Source organism: Janthinobacterium sp. 64 (assembly GCF_002813325.1).
Classification (GTDB): domain Bacteria; phylum Pseudomonadota; class Gammaproteobacteria; order Burkholderiales; family Burkholderiaceae_D; genus Janthinobacterium.
Genome location: NZ_PHUG01000001.1, coordinates 1,672,625 through 1,693,499 on the forward strand (window position 1 = coordinate 1,672,625; position 20,875 = coordinate 1,693,499).

The following is a 20,875-nucleotide window of genomic DNA, read 5'->3' on the forward strand; positions in this document are numbered from 1 at the left end:
CAACAAGAAACCGGGTCACCGGCTAGCCAGGAGCACGGACGTGCTGTACGAAGAATTCAACGAGTTTTGGGATGTGGCACGCAAGCGCAACATCATCTTTTTTTACGTGGGCTATTTCTCGCAGCACGTGGTGAGCGCCATTTCCGAAACCATCAAGGCGCGCCTCGACACGGCCGGCGCGGCCGGCCCCACGCGGCGGCGCATCTTTTCCTCGTTCATCGAGATGTCGCAAAACATCATGCACTATTCGGCCGACAGCCTGACGCCCGATGCGCAGCTGGACCAGCAGATGCGGCGCGGCTCGTTTTGCATCGGCACGCGCGGCGACAGCTTTTTCCTGCTGTGCGCCAACCCCGTCTCGACGGACAACGTGGCGCAGATCCGCGCCCGCCTGGAGCCGCTGCACACGATGACGATGGAAGAAATCCGCCTCGCCTACAAGAAGGCCTTGCGCGAGGAAGCGCCGGCCGACAGCAAGGGCGCGGGCCTGGGTTTTCTCACCATGGCGCGCGACGCCAGCGAGCCGCTGGAATTCGAATTCGTCCAGGACCCCCAGGAGCCGGGGCACACCATCTTCTGCATCAAAGCCATCATTTGAAAGAGCCGACTCAGGAAAGCATATGCAATTACCGTCACCACTGTTCATCGCCGCGACCCCGTGTTCGCCCGAAATCGACTTCCGTTTCGAGCAGCACACCCTGTCGATCAAGGGCGAGTCATATCCGGAAAACGCGGCCGCCTTCTATGGCCCGCTGATCGCCACCGTGCGCGCCTACCTGGACGCCTGCCGCGAGAGCGCCATCACCGTCAACGTCTCGCTGGCCTACTTCAACAGCTCCAGCACGAAGATGCTGTTTACCCTGTTCGACACCCTGAACCAGGCGGCCATCGATGGCAACCAGGTGCGCCTGAACTGGTATCACGACGAAGACGACGACACCATCCTGGAGTTCGGCCAGGAGCTGCAGCAGGATTTCACGGCGCTCGATTTCTGCGACCATCCCGTGCGAGGCAGCTAGAGCATGCACGCCGCCATCTCCGAGTCCGGCCTGGAACCCGACCTGTTCACCGTGGAAGCGGCGGCGCTGGCTGCCGCGCGGCGCATGCACGCCGACGCCAACGCGTCGGGCGCGGAACAGCGGCGCGTGCTCGGTGAACTGATCATCCACTACGAGCGGCTGATGCGCGAGACGCGGCGCCTGATCGGCCGCAGCGACCGCGCCGAGCGCGACATGCATTTGCTGAACCGCCAGTTGCAAACCCTGGCCGGCCAGCTCGAATACCGCGCCACGCACGACCCGCTGACGGGCGCCCTGAACCGCGGCGCCGTGATCGAGCATGCCTCGCACTGCCTGGCGAAAGGCGACATGGCGCTGATCGTGCTCGACATCGACCTGTTCAAACAGGTCAACGACGATTTTGGCCACCCGGCCGGCGACGGCGTGATCCAGGCCGTGGTCGACTGCCTGAAGGGATTATTGGGACAAGAGACGGCCATCGGCAGGGTCGGCGGTGAAGAGTTTTCCGTGGTCTGGCCCACATCTTCGCGCGACGAGGCGGCGCAAATCGCGCAGCGCATCTGCGAGAGCGTCGGCCGCCAGCGCCATGCGCCACCCATCACGCGCGCCATCACCGTCAGCGTTGGCCTGAGCTGGAACCGCGCCGGCACGCCGTTCGAGACGGCCTACAGCCATGCCGACCAAGCCCTGTACCAGGCCAAGCGCGAAGGACGCAACTGCGTGCGCCAGTGGCTGGAGAGCTGAATCAGCGCACTGAATCAGCGATGATGCTCGCGCGCCATGCTGCCGTCGCGGCGCATGGCCGCTGCGGCGCGCTGCATGGCAGCCACCTGCGCCTCGGGTACCTTGAGGTTACAGGCCAGGTAAGTCTGCACGCGGTTAAAGGTCAGCAGCGGCACCACTTTGCCCTCCCACTCCTTGCCGGCAAATGGTTTGCTGCCCACCGCCATGCCGACGGCCCACAGGTCGATGCGCCCCAGCAGCAGCTTTTGCGGATTGAGCCACTCCTGCGTCACGGGCGCCACGTTCATGCCATGCTGGCGCAGGTAGTCGTCGCGCGCGTCGCCGAGCACCGTGCCGATCACCAGGCCGCGCGCATCGGCCAGCGTGCGCAAGGTCAGATGCCGCTCGGCCAGGCCGTAGAGTATCCATTCCGCTTCGTTGAGGGGGCCGATCCAGCGAAATTGCGCTTCGCGCTCCTGCGTGCGGCTGGTGGAAAAGATGCAGGTATCAGGCTCGCGCAGCGCCTGCGCGTACGCGCGCTTCCACGGCAGCAATTCGATACTGTAGGCGATACCGGCGCGCGCCATGATGTCGCGCACCTTGAGCGTTTCCCGTCCCACGACGACATTGCCTTCCATCATGCTCGATGGCGGCAAGTGCTCGCCGACGATACGCACGTCTACCGCCGCGGCCAGCGCCGGCATCAGCAGCGCCACTGCCAGCAGCCACGCCATGCTTGCTTGTTTCATGCTTGCTTTCATCTGCTACAGGGGAATCAAGCCGATGTTACCATCGGCTCACCCTGGCATCGCCGCATATTATCAATTACACCATTTATTTTCCGCAGCGTGGCAACAAGCCAACGCCGGGAGAACGCCATGCGGAAGAGGATGGGAGGAAAGTAACTGGCGGAAAACAGTAGGAGTCGAACCTACGGGAGAACGTCTGACGCCCTCCACCGGGTTTGAAGCCCGGCCACATCACCGGATGAGTGTGCTTTCCGCGGTGCCTGAGCTAGCTGTTGGGCAAGGCTGCCGTATAGGACCATAGCGCTTGCGGGCGTAATAGATGCCCATTGCCAACACGGCGAGTATAACCGACGCGGTCGAAGAATTCCAAGACCTGGATCGCCCGCTTGCGGCCCAGACCGCTGGCATCGCGGAAGGTGGCCGCGCCCACGGCGCCGGAACCGGGCGCCAGGCCTTCGTCCAGCTCCGCTTTTTCGGCCAGAGTGCGCACCAGTTGCGCCAGCTCGGCCAGCGCCGCCTGGTGATAAAACAGGTCGTGCACCACCTGGCTGATCTGCCCTGCCTTGGCCAGCTTGCGCAGCAGCCTGCGCGTTTCATCCTCGGCCAGGCCGAAGCCGCGCGCCAGGTCGCGCGTCCACGGCGGCTCGAAGCGCCCCTGCTCCAGCGCGGCCAGCAAGGGCTCGGCCAGCGCCTGCTCCTGCGGCGTCAGTTCCACGCTGTGCGTCGGCAGATGCAGGCTGGCGCCGCGCGCCAGCACTCTGCCCTGCGCCAGCAAGCCTTCGACCAGATGGCTCCACAAGGCGTCTTCCATCTCCGCGTCGACGATGCGTTTCAAACGCCACAGTTCCGGCCCCGCCTCGTCGGGGGCGCGCGCATGGAAGACGTCCAATGCTGCCAGCACGCGCTCTTCCAGCGCCAGCAGCGCCGCCGGTGCCAGCAACAGGGCGTCGCCACCGCGCAGGGCGATGCGCCGCGTCTCGGCCGGCAGCGCGATGGCGTTCGCCGGCAGCAGCGACAGGCGCACCAGCAGCGACTCGCGCAGGCCCAGCGGGCTTTGCGCCAGCAGGGCCGCAATATCGCCCTGCGCGATGAACGCGGCCAGCGCATCGAGCCAGGCCAGCCTGGCCGGGCTGCGCCGCTTGCGCGCGGGGCCGAACGGGTCGAGCACCATGCCGCCGCCCACCGTCTGCGTCGCTTGCGCATTGCGCACGACGAAGCGGTCTCCCGGCACGCCGTGCATGGGAGACTCGAACACCAGTTGTACTCGGCCCGTCTGCCCCGGCGACAGCGTCTCGCCATCGAGCATGACGGCGCGCGCCAGCTGGTGCGCCGCGCCCAGGTGCACGTGCAGCGGCGACCAAGCTTTCAATTGCACGCCGGCGTCGGGCAAGAGCGTCAATTCCACGTCGAGGCGCTCGGAGCACTGCGCCAGCTCGGGCGCGACGATCCAGTTGCCCCGTTCGATGCGTTCGCGCTCGATGCCGGCCAGGTTCAGCGCCAGGCGCTGGCCCGCCATGCCCGTCTCGGCCGCGCGGTTCTGCGCATGGATGCTGCGCACGCGCGCGCCTGCGCCGCCGGGCGCCAGCTGCAGAACGTCGCCCACCCGCGCCGTACCCGCCAGCGCCGTGCCGGTGACGATGGTGCCCTGCCCCGACAAGGTGAACACGCGGTCCACACCGAGGCGGAACAAGCGCCGCTCGTCGCGCTGCGGCAGGCTGCGCGCCACTTGCGTCAGGTGCGCCAGCAAGGCGGCCACGCCGGGATCGTTGTCGCGGCTGGCGGCCGTGGGAAAGATCGGGCTGCCCGCCAGCGGCGTGCCGGCCAGCAGCGCTTCGATGTCCGCTTCCACCTGCGCCACGCGGGCGCCGTCGGCGCGGTCGATCTTGGTCAGCGCCACGGCGCCGCGCGTCACGCCCAGCAGCTGCAAGATGGCCAGGTGCTCGTGCGTCTGCGGCATGATGCCGTCGTCGGCCGCCACCACCAGCAGGGCAAAGTCGATGCCCGTCACGCCGGACGCCATGGTGCGGATGAATTTTTCGTGTCCGGGCACGTCGATCACGCCCAGCACCGTGCCGTCCGCCAGCGGCAGATAGGCGTAGCCAAGTTCTATCGAAATGCCGCGCGCCTGCTCTTCCTTCAGGCGGTCCGTGTACACGCCCGTCAGCGCGCGCGTGAGCGTCGTCTTGCCATGGTCGATATGGCCTGCCGTGCCGACGATCATGCGGACAACTCGGCCAGCTGCGCGATGAAGGCCGTTTCGTGCGCCGCTTCCAGGCAGCGCAGATCGAGCCACAGGGTATCTTGCCCGATGCGCCCGATCACGGGGCATGGCAAGGCGCGCAAACGCTGTTCCAGCATTCCCAGGGGATTGCTCAGGCGCGAGCCAGGCGCGCTGCGAATGGCCAGGCCAAAGCTCGGTAGCTGGTCGACGGGCAAGGCGCCGCTACCGATCTGGCTTTTCATCGCTTCGGCCGTGACCACGTACTGCATGCCCAGCGCGCCTTGCAGCAGCGGCAGCAGGGTGTGCGCCTGCACGCGCATGGCGGCCGCAGGGCGCGTCAGCAAACGCAAGGTAGTCAGGCGTTCGGCCAGCAAGTCCGGCGCGCGGTACAGCTGCAGCACCGGGGCCAGTGCGGCCAGGGTCAGCTTGCCGACCCGCAGCGCACGCTTCAGCGGGTTGCGCTTGATCTTCGCGATCAGGTCGGCGCGCCCGACGATGACGCCGCACTGCGGGCCGCCGAGCAGTTTGTCGCCGCTGAAGGTCACCAGGTCGGCGCCCGCCGCTATCGTTTCGCGCACCGTCGTTTCATGCGGCAGACCATACTGCGCCAGGTCGACCAGGGTGCCGCTGCCCAGGTCCACGGCCGTGGGAATGGCGTGTTGCGCTGCCAGCGGAACCAGTTCGGCCAGCTCCACGCTTTTCGTGAAACCCGTGATCGCGTAATTGCTGCAATGGACCTTCATCAAGAGGGCCGTGTCTTCATTCACGCCATTGGCGTAATCGGCCAGGTGGGTGCGGTTGGTGCTGCCCACTTCGCGCAGCACGGCGCCCGCGCGCGTCATCACGTCGGGGATGCGGAAGGCGCCGCCGATTTCCACGAGTTCGCCGCGCGAGACGACGACCTCTTTATTCTGCGCTAGGGTATTGAGCATCAGCAGCACGGCGGCCGCGTTGTTGTTGACGATGGTGGCCGCTTCGGCCCCAGTCAGTTCGCGCAGCAATTCCTCGACCAGGTCGTCGCGGTCGCCGCGCTTGCCCGTCTCCAGGTCGAATTCCAGGTTCATCGGCCACTGCAGCGCTTCCACCACCGCTTGCACGGCGGCGTCGGGCAGCAGCGCGCGGCCCAGGTTCGTGTGCAGCACGGTGCCCGTCAGGTTGAACACGGCGCGCAGCTGCGGGCGCGCTTGCGTGTGCAGCCGCTCGGCCATGTGCGCGGCGATGGCGGCGATCGATGCGCCCTCCTCGCCGCATGCACCAAACCCTGCGCCGGCCAGCATGGCCGTGCGCAGTTCGGCCAGCACGGCGCGCGCGCAGGCCAGGGTTTGCACGCGGCCATAGCGCGCGATCAGTTCCAGGCAAGCCGCGTCGCCCAAGATGCGGTCGACCGATGGCAGGCGCACGGTTTGCCCCGTCGTCATGACGGCTGATCCGAGCTTTTACCCAGCCACAGCAGCGGATTGCCGCTGGCGCGCTGGTAGCCCGCTTCGCCCACCAGCAGGTCGAGCATCAGGCTGGCCAGGTCGTCGGCCAGCGGTTCGACGTTGTAATCGTGTTCCTGGTTGAAGACTTTTCGATACGTATGGCAATCGTCGCAGGTTTCCGCGCGCGCCACTTTCTTCGGGTCGTTCGCCTTGTTCGGCAATTTGTCGTCCTTGGCCGCCACGGGGTCGAACGGTGCTGCGTCGGCCGCGTCCAGGCCCTGGTAGGCGATCTTGCCATTCTGTTCGCAGGTCGAGCACTTCACGCGCACCATATGCCATTCGCTTTCGCAAATGCCGCAGTGCAGGTAGCGGTAGCCTTGCGACTGGCCGCCGATGCGGATCACGCTGGCGACGGGGTGCGAACCGCAGACGGGGCACAGGGTGCCCGTTTCCAGGTCCGGCACGCGCGCGGCGCGCAATTGGCTGGCCGACACCGACCATAAAATCTGCAGCGCGGCGGCGACGAACGGCGCATGCATGGGATTGAGGTTGTCGCCGTTTTCATCGAGCACGGCGTCGGCGCAGGCGTCCAGCGCTGGCGCGTCGAGCGCGCGCAGCTGGGCCAGCACCTGGGTCAGTCCGCCCGACAATGCCGGCTGGCTGGCCGCCGTGGCGGCCAATTCATCGAGCAGGCTGGCAAAGATGTCGCGCCACACGGGCGGACGGGCGCCATTCACGGGCAGCACCGGCATGCGGTGCTGGATGGCGCGGCGCAGCGCGTCGGGGTCGGCGGCGGGCACGGCGCCGGGCGCCAGTTTTCCCACCACGGCGGCCTGCGCATCGGCCAGCGCGGCCATCAGCACCAGGTAACCCTGCATGCCCGCGTCGACGGGGATGCCCTTGATTTTGCCCTGCGCCAGCTCGCGCAAGCGCTGTGCGCGCGCCGTAAACAGGCTGTCAGGCTGCGGCAGCAGCAGGCGCGGAATCGCGTTGTGGTCCAGGCCTTCGATTTCGCCTGGCTGAAGAATGCGTTGTACCAATGGAGTTTTCCCATCAAAAAAGGGGATGTAAAAGTATTTTAATCGATACGGTCGCGGCAAGCCGCAAAGAAAGGGGTCAGTCCCTTCGGGTCTGACCCCAGCAGTTGCAGTTGGGTTTAATTACGATTACGAAGAGCCTTAGTCCTTCGTATTGCGAATAACCGCCTCAAACCACTTCGGATGGTGCTTGCGCGCCCAGCCGTAGGTGACGGTGCCGCGCACCATGGCGCCGATCGAACCCTTGACCCACAGGGCCGCGTAGATGTGCACGATGATGGCGCAGATGATGGCAAACGCGCAACCGGCATGCAGCAAGGCGGCAAAGCGCACCACGTCGATCGGGAAGTAGAACGCAAAATACGCGCGCCAGATCACGATACCCGACAGCAGCAAGCCGATCATGCTGACCAGCAACACGAAGAACAGGACCTTCTGGCCGGCATTGTATTTGCCGATCTTCGGAAGCTTCTCCTCGCGGTTGTGGAGCACGTCGTCCATCTGTTTGAGCCACTGCTTGTCGCCGTCCTCGAACTTGTTGTGGTGCCAGAAACGCAGCACGAGGATCGCGAACGAGACAAACATCACCAGGCCGGCAAACGGATGCAGGATGCGCGTCCATTGCCCGCCGCCGAACAGGTTCGCCAGCCACGCCATCGAGGGATGGAACATGGCCAGGCCGGACAATGCCAGCATGACGAAGCTGATGGCGGTGACCCAGTGATTCGTGCGCTCGTTCGGGTTGTAGCGTTCGATCAAGGGGTTGCCATCCTTGTCGCGCAGCTTGCCGTCGTGATGTTCACTATGCTTCATGCTGTTCCTCCCGGATGCGCTTGGCCTCTTCCAGCGCTTCGTGCTCTTCGTCCTTGCTCACTTCGTTCGGACCGACACGCGTGTAATGGAACAGGCCTGCCAGGGCCGTGGCGGCCATGCCGGCCACCGCCAGCGGTTTGGACCAGCCCTTCCAGAAGCCCACCATCGGGCTGATGCGCGGGCGTTCCGGCAAGTTCGAATACAGCTTCGGCTTGTCGGCATGGTGCAGCACGTACATCACGTGCGTGCCGCCCACGCCCAGCGGATCGTACAGTCCCGCGTTCTCGAACCCGCGCGACTTCAGGTCGACGATGCGCTCTTCCGCATGCACCTTCATGTCTTCCTTGGTGCCGAAGACGATGGCGCCCGTCGGGCAGGTTTTCACGCAGGCCGGTTCCTGGCCCACGGCCACGCGGTCCGAGCACAAGGTGCACTTGTAGGCGCGGTCGTCCTTTTTCGAAATGCGGGGCACGTCGAAAGGACAGCCGGCCACGCAGTAGCCGCAGCCGATGCAGTTTTCCTGGTGGAAGTCCACGATGCCGTTCGTGTACTGCACGATGGCGCCCGGCGCCGGACAGGCCTTCAGGCAGCCCGGATCCTCGCAGTGCATGCAGCCATCCTTGCGGATCAGCCATTCGAGGTTGCCGTCGTTGTTTTCGTGTTCGGCAAAACGCATCACCGTCCACGATTGCGGCGTCAAGTCCGTCGGATTGTCATAGGTGCCATGGTTTTCGCCGACTTCGTCACGCAAGTCGTTCCATTCCATGCACGCCGTCTGGCAAGCCTTGCAGCCGATGCATTTCGACACATCGATCAGCTTGGCCACGGTGCCCGTCACCGGGCTGCGCGCTTGCGGCGGGGTCACCGTGGTCGCCGACAGGCGCCGGATATCTAAGGATTGCAGTGCCATTATTGAGCTCCCATCATGCTTTTTCCACCTTCACGAGGAAGGACTTGAATTCCGGCGTTTGCGAATTCGCATCCCCCACGCCCGGCGTCAGGGTATTGATCAGATACCCTGGCTTGGCCACGCCCGTAAAGCCCCAGTGCAGCGGCAGGCCCACGGTATGCACCTGCTTGCCCTCGATCGTCAACGCCTTGATGCGCTTGGTGACGACGGCCTTGGCGATGATGTGACCCCGCTTGGAACTGACGCGCACTTCGCCACCGGCAACGACGCCGATGCTCTTGGCCAGCTCTTCGCCGATTTCAACGAATTGCTGCGGCTGGATGATCGCATTCAGGCGTGCATGCTTGGTCCAGTAATGGAAATGCTCGGTCAGGCGGTAGCTGGTGGCCACATGCGGATACTCCTCATGCGTGCCGAACATTTTCCGGTCATCGGCGAACACGCGCGCGGCCGGATTGCTGGTCGCCTGCGGGTTTTTCGGATGCATGGGGTTGTAGCCCAGCGGATTTTCAAACGGCTCGTAATGCTCGGGGAACGGGCCTTCGGCCATGGCGCCGCGCGCAAAGAAGCGCGCCACGCCCTCGCCCAGCATGATGAACGGACCCATGCCGTTTTCCGGCGGTTCGTCGACCTTGAAGTCGGGAATATCGGCCCCGCTCCAGTTCGTGCCATTCCACTCGATGAGCTTGCGGGTCGGATCGAAAGCCTTGCCCTTCAAGTCGCATGAAGCGCGGTTGTACAGCACGCGGCGGTTCGCCGGCCACGCCCAGGCCCAGCCCAGCGTCTGGCCGATACCGGTCGGGTCGCTGTTGTCGCGCCGTCCCATCTGGTTGCCCGCCTGCGTCCAGCTGCCGGCGAAGATCCAGCAACCGCTGGTGGTCGTGCCGTCGTCGCGCAATTGCGCAAACGAAGCCAGCTGCTCGCCCTTTTTCACCAGCAGCTTGGTCGGATCCTTGAGATCGTACAAGTCGGCCAGCGCCTTGCCGTTGAATTCGCGGGCGATTTCTTCGGGCTGCGGGTTATGCGGCTGCGCATAATTCCACGTCAGGTTGAGAATAGGATCGGGGAACTTGCCGCCCTCTTTCTGGTACATGCTACGCATGCGCAAGAACAGGCCCGACATGATCTCCAGGTCGCTGCGCGCCTGGCCCGGCGGTTCGGCCGCCTGCCAGTGCCACTGCAGCACGCGCGAGGAACTCACCAGCGAACCGCGCTCTTCGGCGAAGCAGCTGGTCGGCAAGCGGAACACTTCCGTCATGATCTTGGTGGGATCGACTTCGTGGTATTGCCCGTGCGGCTTCCAGAATTCGCCCGTTTCCACAGCCAGCGGGTCCATGATGACGAGGAACTTCAGCTTAGCCAGCGCTTCCGTGACCTTCTGCTTGTTCGGCGCGGACGCCAGCACATTGAAGCCCTGGCAGATATAACCCGTCATCTTGCCTTGGTGCATGTTCTCGATGGCTTGCATCAAGTCATACGGCTTGTCGAGCTTTGGCAGGTAGTCGAAGGCGTAGTTGTTTTCCGCAGTGGCAAAGTCGCCCCACCACGTCTTCATGAAGCTGACGTGGAATTTGCGGTAATTGCTCCAGTAGCTGAGCTGGTTCGGCCGCAGCGGCTTGGTGGCGCGCGCGGCGATATAGCCATCGAAATCCTGCTCGGCTTCGTTCGGCAAGGTCATATAACCTGGCAACAGGTTCGACATCAGGCCCAGATCGGTCAAGCCCTGGATGTTCGAGTGGCCGCGCAAGGCGTTCATGCCGCCGCCCGCGATGCCCATATTGCCCAGCAACAGCTGCACCATGGCGCCCGTGCGGATGGTTTGCGCGCCCGTCGAGTGGTGCGTCCAGCCCAGCGCGTACAGGATGGTACCGGCGCGTCCCGGCACGGCGGTCGAAGCCAGGGCTTCCGCTACTTTGTGGAACTTGTCGGCCGACACGCCGCACGTCCGCTCGACCATCTCGGTCGTGTAGCGTGCATAGTGCTTCTTCATCATCTGGTAGACGCAGCGCGGGTGTTCCAGGGTCGGGTCGACCTTGGCGTAGCCGTCGTCGCCGATCTCGTAATCCCAGGTGGCCTTGTTGGTGTACTTGCCTTTTTCCTTGTCGTAACCCGAGAACAGGCCGTCCTCGAACGCATAGTCTTCGCGCACGATGAAAGGCATGTCCGTGTAGTTGCGCACGTACTCATGCTGGATCTTGTCGTTCGTCAGCAGATAATTGATGATCGCGCCGAGGAAGACGATGTCCGTGCCGGTACGCGTGGCGCAGTAGTAATCTGCCACGGATGCGGTACGGGTAAAACGCGGATCGACAACGATCAGCTTGGCCTTGTTATGCGCCTTCGCTTCCGTTACCCATTTGAATCCGCAAGGATGTGCTTCTGCTGCATTGCCGCCCATGACCAAAATCACATCGGCATTCTTGATATCGACCCAATGATTCGTCATCGCGCCACGGCCAAACGTCGGGGCAAGACCTGCCACCGTCGGTCCGTGTCATACACGCGCCTGATTATCAAAGGTCAGCATCCCCATGCTGCGCACTGTCTTGTGGGTCAGGTAACCGACCTCGTTGCTGCCGGCGGACGCGGCCAGCATGCCGGTGGAGAGCCAGCGGTTGACGGTCTTGCCATCGGCATTCTTTTCGATCAGGTTGGCATCGCGGTCATCCTTCATCAGGCGCGCGATCTTGTCGAGCGCCACATCCCAGGAGATCGGTTGCCATTGCGTGCCGCCCGGTGCGCGGTACTCAGGCACTTTCAGGCGGTTCGGGCTGTGGATGAAGTCGACCAGGCTGGCGCCTTTCGGGCACAGGGTGCCGCGGTTCACCGGGTGATCGGCATCGCCTTCCACGTGGATGATGCTGGAAACGGCATTTTTTGCGCCGTCGCCCAGACCATACAGCAGGACGCCACATCCTACCGAACAGTAAGGACAGGTATTGCGTGTCTCGGTGGTGCGAGACAGCTTGTATTGCCGCACTTCCGCCATCGCCTGGCCCGGTGCGAAACCGAGCAGGGCAAGGCTGGAGCCAGCAATGGTCGCGCCAGTTACCCGAAGGAACTGGCGCCTGGACATCTGAACCATATTCAGGCCTCTATGATGTGAGTAAATAAAAAGTCATACAACGTCGTGGTGGTGTCATATCGCCAAGATATAAGCACCATGCCTGTGCCGTATGACAGTATTTTACCCCTCAAACCCCGTCAAGGCTCAGTCCGCCGGAGAAAATTGCACATAGTCAACATTATTTGATCAGTACTGAGCAGTTCCTCTAAACAATGCCGGCCTGCCCGGCGCAGCGCCCGCCATGAAAAAACCCGCTCGCGAGCGGGTTTTGAGGAGTGACAACAATTACAGGCTGTAGCGCAAGGTCAGCGCCACGTTGCGCGGCGCACCCGGCAAGCTCAGGTTCGGGCTGGAACCGTGGCCCGAGACGATGTAGCGCGTATCGCCGATATTGTTGATGTTCAGCTGCACTTCATAGCGGCCCGTGCGGTATGCGGCCATGGCGTCGGCCGTCACGTAGCCGGGCAAGACCACCGTGTTGCCGGCATTGGCGAAACGGCTGCCGACGGCATTCGCGCCGCCACCCACGGTGAAGCCGTGGCCCAGGTCTTTCGTCAGCCACAGATTGGCCATGTTGCGTGCCGTCAGGGTGGCGCGCTTGCCTTTGACGTCAACGGAGCCAGCCGCACTCACGCTCGTGTCCTTGGCGATGGAGTCCGTGATGGTGGCGTCCAGGTAAGCATAGCCGGCCATCATTTTCCAGCCATCGTGCAAGTCCGCGTTGAAGGTCAGTTCCAGGCCATCCGTGCGCTGCGTGCCGATAGGAACGATGCGGTTCGTGATCGGTTCGCTGCTCTTGATATTGTCGCGCTCCAGGCGGAACAGCGACACGGTGGCATTCGCGCGGCCGCCCCACAGCTCGTACTTGGCGCCCACTTCCGTGTTGCGCGTGGTTTCCGGCGCCAGGTCGGCGTTATTCGCGGCCAGGGCGAAGTTTTCGCCGCTGGGCTGGAAGGAGCGGCTCCACGACGCGTAGTACGATTGCGCCGCGCTCGGTTGCCAGACGAGGCCGGCGCGGGGGCTGTAAGCCGAATCCGTGCGCGACAGCTTGGCCGTCGTCACGCCGGCCGCATTGGCCAGGCGCGACTGCTGCTTGTAGCTGTCGTAGCGCAGGCCGGCCAGCGCCTTCCACTCGTCGCTGATGCTGATGGCATCCTGCACGTAGGCGGCGGCCGTGTCATAGGTACCGAAAGTATCGCTGCGCGCGCCCAGCTTGCTGCGGTCGACCTGCGGCAGGACGGGATGGAAGATCGACACGTTCGGCCCCACCAAGATAGCGGCCCAACTGTTGGCATCCTTGTTTTGCTTGCCGAATTCGGCGCCGTACAGCACTTCATGGCGCAAGGTGCCCGTCACCAGCTTTTGCGTCAGTTCCGTCTGGTTGAACCAGCCGCTCTCGTCGCGGTTCAGCTTGGCGTGACCGAGGTTCATCGTGCCCTTGACTTCATTGACGTTGCCGGAAATATTCGTGTTGTTGCGGTCCAGGTGGTAATCGTAATAGCGGAAGGCATTGCGCAGCGACAAGCTGTCGCTGAACTTGTGCGTCAGGGTGGCGGCCGTGGAGACCACGCGCGACTGGCTGAAGTCGGCATCGCGCGCGTTCGCGGCGCCGTAATAAGTGCCCGCATCGACGGCGACGGGACGGCCGTGCCAGGACGGGATGCCGAAGTCCGTCAGGCGGCGGTCTTCCAGATAATCGCCCTGCAGCAGCAATTTGGTGGCGCTGGACAGGCGGATGGCCACCGATGGCGCCAGCGCCGTGCGCTTGATGAATTGCTGCTCGCGGTAGCTGTCGGACACTTCGCGCGCGCCCGTGACACGCCAGTCCACCGTCTCGCCCACACGGCCCACGTCGACTTCGCCACGGCGCCCGGCCGTGTTCGTCAAGCTCAGGGCCACGTCCGTGATATCGATACCCGGTTTTTTGGTGATGCGGTTGACCAGGCCGCCCGAGGAACCGCGACCGTACAGCACGGCAGCCGGTCCCTTGATCACTTCCAGGCGCTCGACGTTCGACAGGTCGCGGAAATACAGCGCGTCATCGCGGAAGCCGTCGACGAACTGGTCGCCGATGGCCGTGAAGCCGCGGATGAACACCTGGTCGCGCTGGCCGTCGCCGGTGGACAAGCCCACGCCGGGGATGTTCTTCATGATGTCCTGGATCGACATGGCGTTCTGGTCGCGGATGACGGCGGCCGGCACCACGTTGATCGTCTGCGGCACGTCGCGCAGGGCCATTTCCGTCTTGGTACCGCTGGCGGACGTGCCGGCGACATAAGCATCCTTGTCCTTCGATGCCGTCACCGTGACGGCGGGCAAGCTTTCCTGTGCCCAGGCCGCCAATGGCACGGCGCCAAAGGTCAGGGCGCCCAGTACGGCGATGGTGATCGGTTTACATCCTGGCTTGCGCTGTTGCTGCATACAATTCCCTGGTCGATGTTTTAATACGAATGATTATCATTAGTATTTTATCAGCCGGCACGGCGAAAAGTAAGGCGAAATGTAAGTGATAGTACTTATGGACTAGGTACTTGACGTAAAAACACAACAGGAAATAGATATCAAAAGGCAATTAAAATTGCCTTGAAAAACTATTTCTCTGCGTCAATGCTATACTTGCGGCTTGCTGGACAGCGGTCAGCCTGACCGACGTGCCCCTTGCTTTACCTCCATCGCCACGCTCAGCGTGGCGCGCCGCACAGCCATCACGCGGCACCCGAAGACCCCGATCCCCTGCGCCTTGCGGCGCCTGTCCGCCCCTGCTGGCGGCGGCGATCATGACTATTACATTGTTAGGACTTACATGAAAAACCTGAACATCGGCAGCCGCCTTGGCGTCGGCTTTGCTGTCGTATTGCTGTTGCTTGCCGCCTTGACCGTCACCGCCCTCGTGCGCATGCAAACGGCCAGCGACCTGACTTACCGCCTCATCAATACCAGCATCAAGAACCAGCGCATGGTAGCCGAATGGTCGAAGATCATTGAATTGAACAGCGTGCGCGGCGTGGCCTCGTTTGAAATCACCGATCCCGTCGTGCGCGCCAGGATCGAGCAAGACTTGAAAGTCGATGCGGACCGCTCCAGCAAACTGCAGGACGACATCGTCGCCTCGCTGCTCAACCCGGCCGTGATCGAGCAGTTCAAGGTCGTGCGCAAGGTGCGCACCGACTACGTGACGACGCGCGCACGCGCCTTCAAGATGAAGGCCGACGGCGACGTGGCGGGCGCCAAGGAAGTGTTCGAGAAAGAAGTCGCACCCATCACCGTGGCTTACCTGGCCGAAGTGAAGCGTTTTGCCGGCATGCAGATCAAGGCCGCCGACGGCGTCGGCAACAGCATCATCGAAGCCTACAGCAGCACCCGCATCTTCCTCATCACCATGGGCGTGCTGGCCGTGCTGATGGGCATCGGTTTCGCCTGGTGGATCACGCGTTCGATCACCGGCCCCATCCGCGATGCCGTGAAAGTGGCGGAAACCGTGGCAGCGGGCGACCTGAGCAGTATCATCACGGCGCAAGGCCGCGATGAAACGGGCCAGCTGATGCATGCCCTGAAAACCATGAACGACAGCCTGATCGGCATCGTCGGCCAGGTCCGCAGCGGCACCGACACCATCGCCACGGCGTCCGCTGAAATTGCCGCCGGCAACCAGGACCTGTCGTCGCGCACGGAACAGCAAGCCAGTTCGCTGGAAGAAACGGCCTCGTCGATGGAAGAACTGACCTCGACCGTGAAGCAGAATGCGGACAATGCGCGCCAGGCGAATAAACTGGCCGGCGACGCAGCCGGCATCGCCAGCCGCGGCGGCGCCGTGGTGGCCGAAGTGGTGGCCACCATGGGCGAGATCAATACCTCGTCGAAGAAAATCGTCGACATCATTTCCGTCATCGACGGCATCGCCTTCCAGACCAACATCCTGGCCCTGAACGCGGCCGTGGAAGCGGCACGCGCCGGCGAGCAGGGTCGCGGCTTTGCCGTGGTGGCAACGGAAGTGCGCAACCTGGCGCAGCGTTCGGCAGCGGCGGCAAAAGAGATCAAGGGCTTGATCGACGACTCCGTGCAAAAAGTCGACGTGGGCACGGACCTGGTCGACAAGGCCGGCAAGACGATGGAAGAAATCGTGCAAAGCATAGCGTTCGTCACCTCCATCATGAGCGAGATCAGCAACGCCAGCGAAGAGCAGAGCGCCGGCATCGAGCAAGTCAACCAGGCCATTTCCGAAATGGACCAGGTGACCCAGCAAAATGCAGCGCTGGTGGAAGAAGCGTCGGCAGCGGCCGAAGCGATGCAGGAACAGGCGAGCGAACTGGCGCAGGTGGTCAGCGTCTTCCGCCTGGACGCGAATGCGGCGGCGACCGACCGTTTCAGCATGAAAGCGGCGCAGCGCAGCGCGCCTGCAGCCCCGGCCGCGCCAGCCCGCAAGGCCTCCACCCCTGCCCTGCGCCTGCCCGTGACGCGCAAGAGCGGCAAGGCACCGGCGCCGGCCGAAGGCGAGTGGGAAGAGTTTTAAGTCCGCAGCAACAGCAAGAACAGCTATTGCCGGCGTATCTCGGCAATAGCCGCCTCCAGCACCTCGTCGCGCCCGGCCCGTATGCCGGCAAGCGTGGGCCTGACCTCGATATCGGGGAGGATGCCCACGCGCTGCGTGGGGCGCCGGTCCGGATAAAACACGCCGATGCCGCTGATCAGGGTGCTCAAGCCGCCGGGCAGCGCAAACGTCGAGATATTGCCATCCGCGCCAGCCGTGGTGCTGCCGACCACCTTCGCGCGCGGCGCCGCGCGCAAGGCCATGGCCGTATATTCGGCCTGGCTTTGGCTCACTTCATCGACCAGCAACATGACCTTGCCCGCATAGCGCAGCGCTTGCGGGTACAAGGCCACAGGCTGGGTCCAGTGGAAGGCGCCGGGGTTGCCAAGGTCGCCCTTGGTAAAGCGGGCAAACGCCGTGGGCCGCTCGACCAGGTAAGACCCCAGGGCAAAGACGACAAACTCGCGCGGGTAGTTGCGTAGATCGATAATCAGGCCGCGGCTGCCCGCCGCCGCTGCCATATGCGCCGCCACGTCGGCCCGCTTGAGGCTCGACAGCTTGAGGTAGGCGATATCGTCGCCCAGGCGCTGGAACGTTTCCCCTTCCCTGTCATGTGTATCCGGACCCGCTTGCCGAGCGGCTGGCACGCGCTGCGCCGTCAATTCCACAGCCTCCTGGCCGCGGCGCACCTGCAGCCGGATTGCACCGCAGGCGCCAGCCGTCAGCCTGCCCGCCATGTCGCGCAAGCGCGCCGCCTCATTCGATGCCGCATAGTGGGGCCGCCAGGTGGCGACCAGTTGCGCCACCGGCACGCCATCGACGCTGTCAATGACATCGCCGACCTGCAAGCGCGTCGCCACTTCGGCGTCGGCCTCACGGTAACCCACCACCACGGCGCTGGTGTCGATGAAGCGGAGCTTGACTGGCAGCCGGCATTGCCCCACGGGCGGACGCACGTGCATCGAACTCCACAGATTAGTATGGGTATCGTGCAGGCGCGCGATCACCGCCATCATTTCCAGCTGATAGCTGGCGCGGTCCCTGGCCAGCGCGATGCGCGGCAGCGACTGGCGCAGGACGTCATCCCATTTTTCCCCTGTCAGATCGCGGTAGGGCGCCCAGTATTCGATGATATTCCAGAAGCGAAACAAGGCCAGCAACTGAAAGCCGGCATCGGGCAGCGCGATATTTTCATAGGCAATCTCATGTTCAAAGACGGGATTGCCCACCTGCGCATCCAGACGCAGATAAAACTGGCTGGCCGTCGCCGGCCGGCGCAGATAAATGTGCCGCAGATCGGCGCGCAGGCCGGCGCCCAGCAAGCTCGCGTCATCGAGCCATTGCAGGGCGGGACGCAGATGCAGCTCACCCTGTGCCGGAACGGCACAAGGGGCGCAGTCGGCAAGCGGCCCCAGACCTGCTATCCAGTCCCGCAGCACGGCATCGCCCGCCGCCCTGTCGGGCGCGGCCAGCACCCGGGGCATGACACGCAAGAGTTCATAGTCCCACTGCCGCCCGCCTGCGGTGATCAAGGGGTGATGGTATTTCAGGAAGCCCCATACCTTGCCGAGCACGGCGAGGTTGTCGACTTGCACCGGCGTCACGGCATCGAGCGCGATGCGCGAGCCGGCGTCGAATGCGTGATCGGTATCAAATGCGGCGTGGCCACCATCCTGCGAAAAAGCCAGGGGCGCCGTACCGACGAGCACAATGGCAATGGCTGGCATGCACCAGCGCGCCAGTCTCAAACAGGGTATCCATGTCATCGGGCATCCTTATCGACAGTAAATCAGCTCAGGCGCGCTTGCGCATCCGCGACCAGGGTGGCCAGCTCGCGCGGCACCGCTTGCGCCAGGAAATCGAGCGCCAGTTGTTCCGGATCGATGGCGGCATCCGCCGGCAAGCCATGCTCGAAGCCACCGACCATGATGCGGCAGAAATGCGGCGATTCGGCCCGCGTTTCCACATACCAGCAGCCCGCATGGCCCTGCACGAAGTATTCGCCGATAAAGTAGCCGAGCATGGTTTTTACCCACTGCCAGCTCTCGTCGCGGATGACGATGGTGCGCATGGCCGCATCGATGTACGGCAGGTATTCGGCCGCGTTCGTCAACACTTCGTGCGCCGGCTGGATGCCCAGGCGCTCGACGAAGTTCACCAGCGAGGCGCCCAGCGCGTCATAGTAGGCGTCAAAAGCCGTTTGGCTTTGTTGCAATAATTGTTCTTGTTCGTTCGACTGCATCCCAACCTCATCACTCAATATAAACTCGCCCATTCCTGAGTTTCATATTATATATGCCGCTCCCGGAAGCCAGGTCCGCGATCAGACGCCAGGCCTGATGGCGCAATCGGCCGCCGTGCTGTTTTACCGGGGCCGGCAGGCATCCACCATCCATGCCGCGCGCCTATCCGGCGTCGCGCGGCGTCGGTTTTTTTGTTTCGATCGGAATAAACAAGCGTGTCGCGCCACGCTGTATCAACAGCGCCACCGCGCCGTCGCCCTCGCCCACTTCTGCAGCGAGCTCCTGTATCGTTCCCACGGTTCTCCCGTTCACGGCAAGTATCACATCCGCAGCTTTTACGCCGGCGCGCAAGGCCGCGGCGTTCAGCCGCTGCACCAGCAAGCCACCGTCGATGCGCAACAGCACTTGTTCCTGCGGCAGCAATGGCCGGACGACCAGTCCCAGCGGCGCCTGCAGGTCAGGCCTGGCCGTTGGCGGGCGCGATGCGTCTGCGCGGTCGGGCACCACGACGAGCGTCAGCGCCGTGCGGTCGCGCCACACCGTCAATGCCACCTCTTCGCCCGGCACGGCATCGGCAATGAAGATCAATGCGTCGGCCGACTGGATCACGTCATGCTGATTGACGCGCAAGATGACGTCGCCGGATTTCACGCCGGAGCGATCCGCCGCCGCGCCCCGCTCGACGAAACCGACCAGCGCGCCAGCCGGACGCGACAAGTGAAACGACTCCGCCAGGGCCTGATTCACTTCCTGAACCGTCATGCCCAGGCGGCCCCGCGTTACGCTGCCCCTGGCTTGCAGCTGCTCCTTGATGCGCATTGCCGCGTCGATCGGAATCGCAAACGACAGTCCCTGATAGCCGCCGCTATTGCTGTAAATACGCGAATTGATGCCGATGACTTCGCCGCGCCGGTTGAACAACGGTCCGCCTGAATTGCCGGGATTGACCGGCACGTCCGTTTGCAGGAATGGCGTGTAATCGGCGCCAGGCAGAATCCGGCGCGTGGCGCTGATGATGCCGGCCGTGGCGGAATTGCTGAAACCAAAAGGAGAGCCTATCGCCAGGACCCAGTCACCGACATCCACGATGGCCGGATCGCCGATACGTACCGTCGGCAAGCCGCGCGCATCGATCTTCAGCAAGGCCACGTCGGCGACGCGATCCGTCCCTATCAGGCGCGCCTTGAATTCACGCCGGTCGGTCAACTTGACGCTGATCTGGCTGCCGCGCGCCACCACATGGGCATTGGTCAGGATATAGCCATCCTCGCTGACGATGAAGCCGGAGCCCAGACTGTCTTCCTGCACGCCATGCTGCACCGGGGCCGCACTGCCCGCGCGTTGCGGCGCCAGGTCGCGGACCACGCCGACATTGACGACTGCCGGCCCATATCTTTTGGCCAGCGCGGAAAAATCGGGGGCATTCCACAACCAGGAACGTTGCATGGAACCGCAAGCGCCGAGCGTCATGGCAAGCAGCAAAGCCAAGGCCATCGCCAGCAGCTTGCTGTATCGAAACTTCATGCCATCCGGCGCGACGTGCGGCATTGCCTTTACCTCCAGGTTTTTCCCGCGCCGGGCGCAAGCAAGCGCCATGATTCAATGGGTTTCACTGCGATGCAAGGTCAATTCCAGCATCATCGGTTGGCGCATGTCCGGCGGCGGCGCTGCAGGCAAGGCCCGGGCAGTCAACAGCGCACGCAAGTCCGCATCGGCCTGCGCCTGGCCAAGCGATGCGAACTCGACACGCTGAACCTGGCCCGATGGCGCCACCCACACCCGCACGATCAATGGCGGCGGCACGGCCTGCCCGCCTTGCATCCATGCCTGCAAGCGCGCCGCGGCATCGCTGGCAGGGTCGCTGAGCCACGCTTCAAATTGCGTTCCCGCCATCTGCGCATAGCCGATCCATTGCTGTGGAACAGGCTGCGCCGACGCGGCAGGCAGTTGCGCTGCCACTACCGTCATGCCCACACCAAGGGTGGCCAGCATTCTCAACAGGCGCTCGATGCCGCGTCGAACGATGCCGGGCAGAACGGCGTATATGGTTTTTTTCTGGTCACCTGAATGCTGCATGCTCTTCCTGGTCAAAATAATGCGTCGGTTTTCCCTGGCGGCATCCGCCAGGGACCATGCCATGCTCA

Annotated in this window: 16 protein-coding genes and 1 tRNA gene; 4 read left to right on the top strand and 13 right to left on the bottom strand. The window is 63.7% G+C overall.

Annotation, left to right across the window (positions count from 1 at the left end):
• The first annotated feature begins 40 nt into the window (after window positions 1–40).
• Genes CLU91_RS07300 through CLU91_RS07310 form a run of 3 tightly spaced genes read left to right on the top strand, consistent with a single transcriptional unit; the run spans window position 41 to window position 1,763 of the window.
• Complete coding sequence (locus CLU91_RS07300; RefSeq protein WP_071076508.1) at window positions 41–598, top strand: SiaB family protein kinase; 558 nt, start codon at window positions 41–43, stop codon at window positions 596–598.
• Window positions 599–620: 22 nt separating this feature from the next.
• A complete protein-coding gene (locus CLU91_RS07305) occupies window positions 621–1,019 on the top strand; it encodes a DUF1987 domain-containing protein (RefSeq protein WP_099763155.1) in 399 nt (132 codons plus the stop codon).
• Between the two features lie 3 nt (window positions 1,020–1,022).
• A complete protein-coding gene (locus CLU91_RS07310) occupies window positions 1,023–1,763 on the top strand; it encodes a GGDEF domain-containing protein (RefSeq protein ID WP_100873629.1) in 741 nt (246 codons plus the stop codon).
• Between the two features lie 14 nt (window positions 1,764–1,777).
• On the opposite strand, the gene CLU91_RS07315 is transcribed toward CLU91_RS07310, so the two are convergent.
• The 9 genes from CLU91_RS07315 to CLU91_RS07355 all read right to left on the bottom strand — a co-directional run bounded on the left by CLU91_RS07315 (window position 1,778) and on the right by CLU91_RS07355 (window position 14,381).
• Window positions 1,778–2,491, bottom strand: coding sequence for a substrate-binding periplasmic protein (locus CLU91_RS07315; RefSeq protein WP_232730661.1), 714 nt, complete (start codon window positions 2,489–2,491; stop codon window positions 1,778–1,780).
• 157 nt (window positions 2,492–2,648) lie between these two features.
• Window positions 2,649–2,744, bottom strand: a tRNA-Sec gene (locus CLU91_RS07320).
• 12 nt (window positions 2,745–2,756) lie between these two features.
• Window positions 2,757–4,712, bottom strand: a complete 1,956-nt coding sequence (gene selB, locus CLU91_RS07325; protein WP_100873630.1) for a selenocysteine-specific translation elongation factor — start codon at window positions 4,710–4,712, stop codon at window positions 2,757–2,759.
• Complete coding sequence (gene selA, locus CLU91_RS07330; RefSeq protein WP_100873631.1) at window positions 4,709–6,130, bottom strand: L-seryl-tRNA(Sec) selenium transferase; 1,422 nt, start codon at window positions 6,128–6,130, stop codon at window positions 4,709–4,711. The genes selB and selA overlap by 4 nt, the downstream gene beginning before the upstream one ends.
• Entirely contained in the window at window positions 6,127–7,173 is a 1,047-nt protein-coding gene (gene fdhE / locus CLU91_RS07335; protein ID WP_100873632.1) for a formate dehydrogenase accessory protein FdhE, read from the bottom strand. Before fdhE ends, selA begins: the two co-directional genes overlap by 4 nt.
• Before the next feature lie 138 nt (window positions 7,174–7,311).
• On the bottom strand, window positions 7,312–7,983 hold the full coding sequence (locus CLU91_RS07340) for a formate dehydrogenase subunit gamma (protein ID WP_100873633.1): 672 nt from the start codon (window positions 7,981–7,983) through the stop codon (window positions 7,312–7,314).
• Window positions 7,973–8,893, bottom strand: coding sequence for a formate dehydrogenase subunit beta (fdxH, locus tag CLU91_RS07345; protein WP_035820208.1), 921 nt, complete (start codon window positions 8,891–8,893; stop codon window positions 7,973–7,975). Before fdxH ends, CLU91_RS07340 begins: the two co-directional genes overlap by 11 nt.
• A 13-nt stretch (window positions 8,894–8,906) precedes the next feature.
• Complete coding sequence (fdnG, locus tag CLU91_RS07350; protein WP_100873634.1) at window positions 8,907–11,978, bottom strand: formate dehydrogenase-N subunit alpha; 3,072 nt, start codon at window positions 11,976–11,978, stop codon at window positions 8,907–8,909.
• Between the two features lie 267 nt (window positions 11,979–12,245).
• Window positions 12,246–14,381 carry a TonB-dependent receptor gene (locus CLU91_RS07355; protein ID WP_100873635.1) on the bottom strand — a complete coding sequence of 712 codons (2,136 nt, stop codon included), beginning with the start codon at window positions 14,379–14,381 and terminating at the stop codon, window positions 12,246–12,248.
• Window positions 14,382–14,763: 382 nt separating this feature from the next.
• Between CLU91_RS07355 and CLU91_RS07360 the strand changes: the two genes are divergently transcribed.
• Window positions 14,764–16,470, top strand: coding sequence for a methyl-accepting chemotaxis protein (locus CLU91_RS07360; RefSeq protein ID WP_100873636.1), 1,707 nt, complete (start codon window positions 14,764–14,766; stop codon window positions 16,468–16,470).
• A 23-nt stretch (window positions 16,471–16,493) separates the two neighbouring features.
• Here the strand turns inward: CLU91_RS07360 and CLU91_RS07365 are convergent, their stop codons facing one another.
• The 4 genes from CLU91_RS07365 to CLU91_RS07380 all read right to left on the bottom strand — a co-directional run bounded on the left by CLU91_RS07365 (window position 16,494) and on the right by CLU91_RS07380 (window position 20,870).
• A complete protein-coding gene (locus tag CLU91_RS07365) occupies window positions 16,494–18,215 on the bottom strand; it encodes a S41 family peptidase (RefSeq protein WP_157814637.1) in 1,722 nt (573 codons plus the stop codon).
• Between the two features lie 62 nt (window positions 18,216–18,277).
• On the bottom strand, window positions 18,278–18,730 hold the full coding sequence (locus tag CLU91_RS07370) for a hypothetical protein (protein ID WP_100873638.1): 453 nt from the start codon (window positions 18,728–18,730) through the stop codon (window positions 18,278–18,280).
• A 163-nt stretch (window positions 18,731–18,893) separates the two neighbouring features.
• Window positions 18,894–20,255, bottom strand: a complete 1,362-nt coding sequence (locus CLU91_RS07375; RefSeq protein WP_100876623.1) for a trypsin-like peptidase domain-containing protein — start codon at window positions 20,253–20,255, stop codon at window positions 18,894–18,896.
• A 75-nt stretch (window positions 20,256–20,330) separates the two neighbouring features.
• Window positions 20,331–20,870 (bottom strand): hypothetical protein, encoded by a 540-nt coding sequence (locus tag CLU91_RS07380; protein ID WP_157814638.1) that lies wholly within the window; start codon window positions 20,868–20,870, stop codon window positions 20,331–20,333.
• Between the last annotated feature and the right edge of the window lie 5 nt (window positions 20,871–20,875).

Excerpts from the sequence above, each read along its gene's own strand:
- CLU91_RS07310 (WP_100873629.1), top strand. The coding sequence starts at position 1,023 with ATGCACGCCGCCATCTCCGAGTCCGGCCTGGAACCCGACCTGTTCACC.
- CLU91_RS07370 (WP_100873638.1), bottom strand. The coding sequence starts at position 18,730 with ATGCAGTCGAACGAACAAGAACAATTATTGCAACAAAGCCAAACGGCT.
- selA (WP_100873631.1), bottom strand. The coding sequence starts at position 6,130 with ATGACGACGGGGCAAACCGTGCGCCTGCCATCGGTCGACCGCATCTTG.
- fdxH (WP_035820208.1), bottom strand. The coding sequence starts at position 8,893 with ATGGCACTGCAATCCTTAGATATCCGGCGCCTGTCGGCGACCACGGTG.
- CLU91_RS07375 (WP_100876623.1), bottom strand. The coding sequence starts at position 20,255 with ATGAAGTTTCGATACAGCAAGCTGCTGGCGATGGCCTTGGCTTTGCTG.
- CLU91_RS07340 (WP_100873633.1), bottom strand. The coding sequence starts at position 7,983 with ATGAAGCATAGTGAACATCACGACGGCAAGCTGCGCGACAAGGATGGC.
- CLU91_RS07355 (WP_100873635.1), bottom strand. The coding sequence starts at position 14,381 with ATGCAGCAACAGCGCAAGCCAGGATGTAAACCGATCACCATCGCCGTA.
- CLU91_RS07315 (WP_232730661.1), bottom strand. The coding sequence starts at position 2,491 with ATGAAACAAGCAAGCATGGCGTGGCTGCTGGCAGTGGCGCTGCTGATG.
- CLU91_RS07360 (WP_100873636.1), top strand. The coding sequence starts at position 14,764 with ATGAAAAACCTGAACATCGGCAGCCGCCTTGGCGTCGGCTTTGCTGTC.
- selB (WP_100873630.1), bottom strand. The coding sequence starts at position 4,712 with ATGATCGTCGGCACGGCAGGCCATATCGACCATGGCAAGACGACGCTC.
- CLU91_RS07365 (WP_157814637.1), bottom strand. The coding sequence starts at position 18,215 with ATGCCAGCCATTGCCATTGTGCTCGTCGGTACGGCGCCCCTGGCTTTT.
- CLU91_RS07380 (WP_157814638.1), bottom strand. The coding sequence starts at position 20,870 with ATGGCATGGTCCCTGGCGGATGCCGCCAGGGAAAACCGACGCATTATT.
- CLU91_RS07305 (WP_099763155.1), top strand. The coding sequence starts at position 621 with ATGCAATTACCGTCACCACTGTTCATCGCCGCGACCCCGTGTTCGCCC.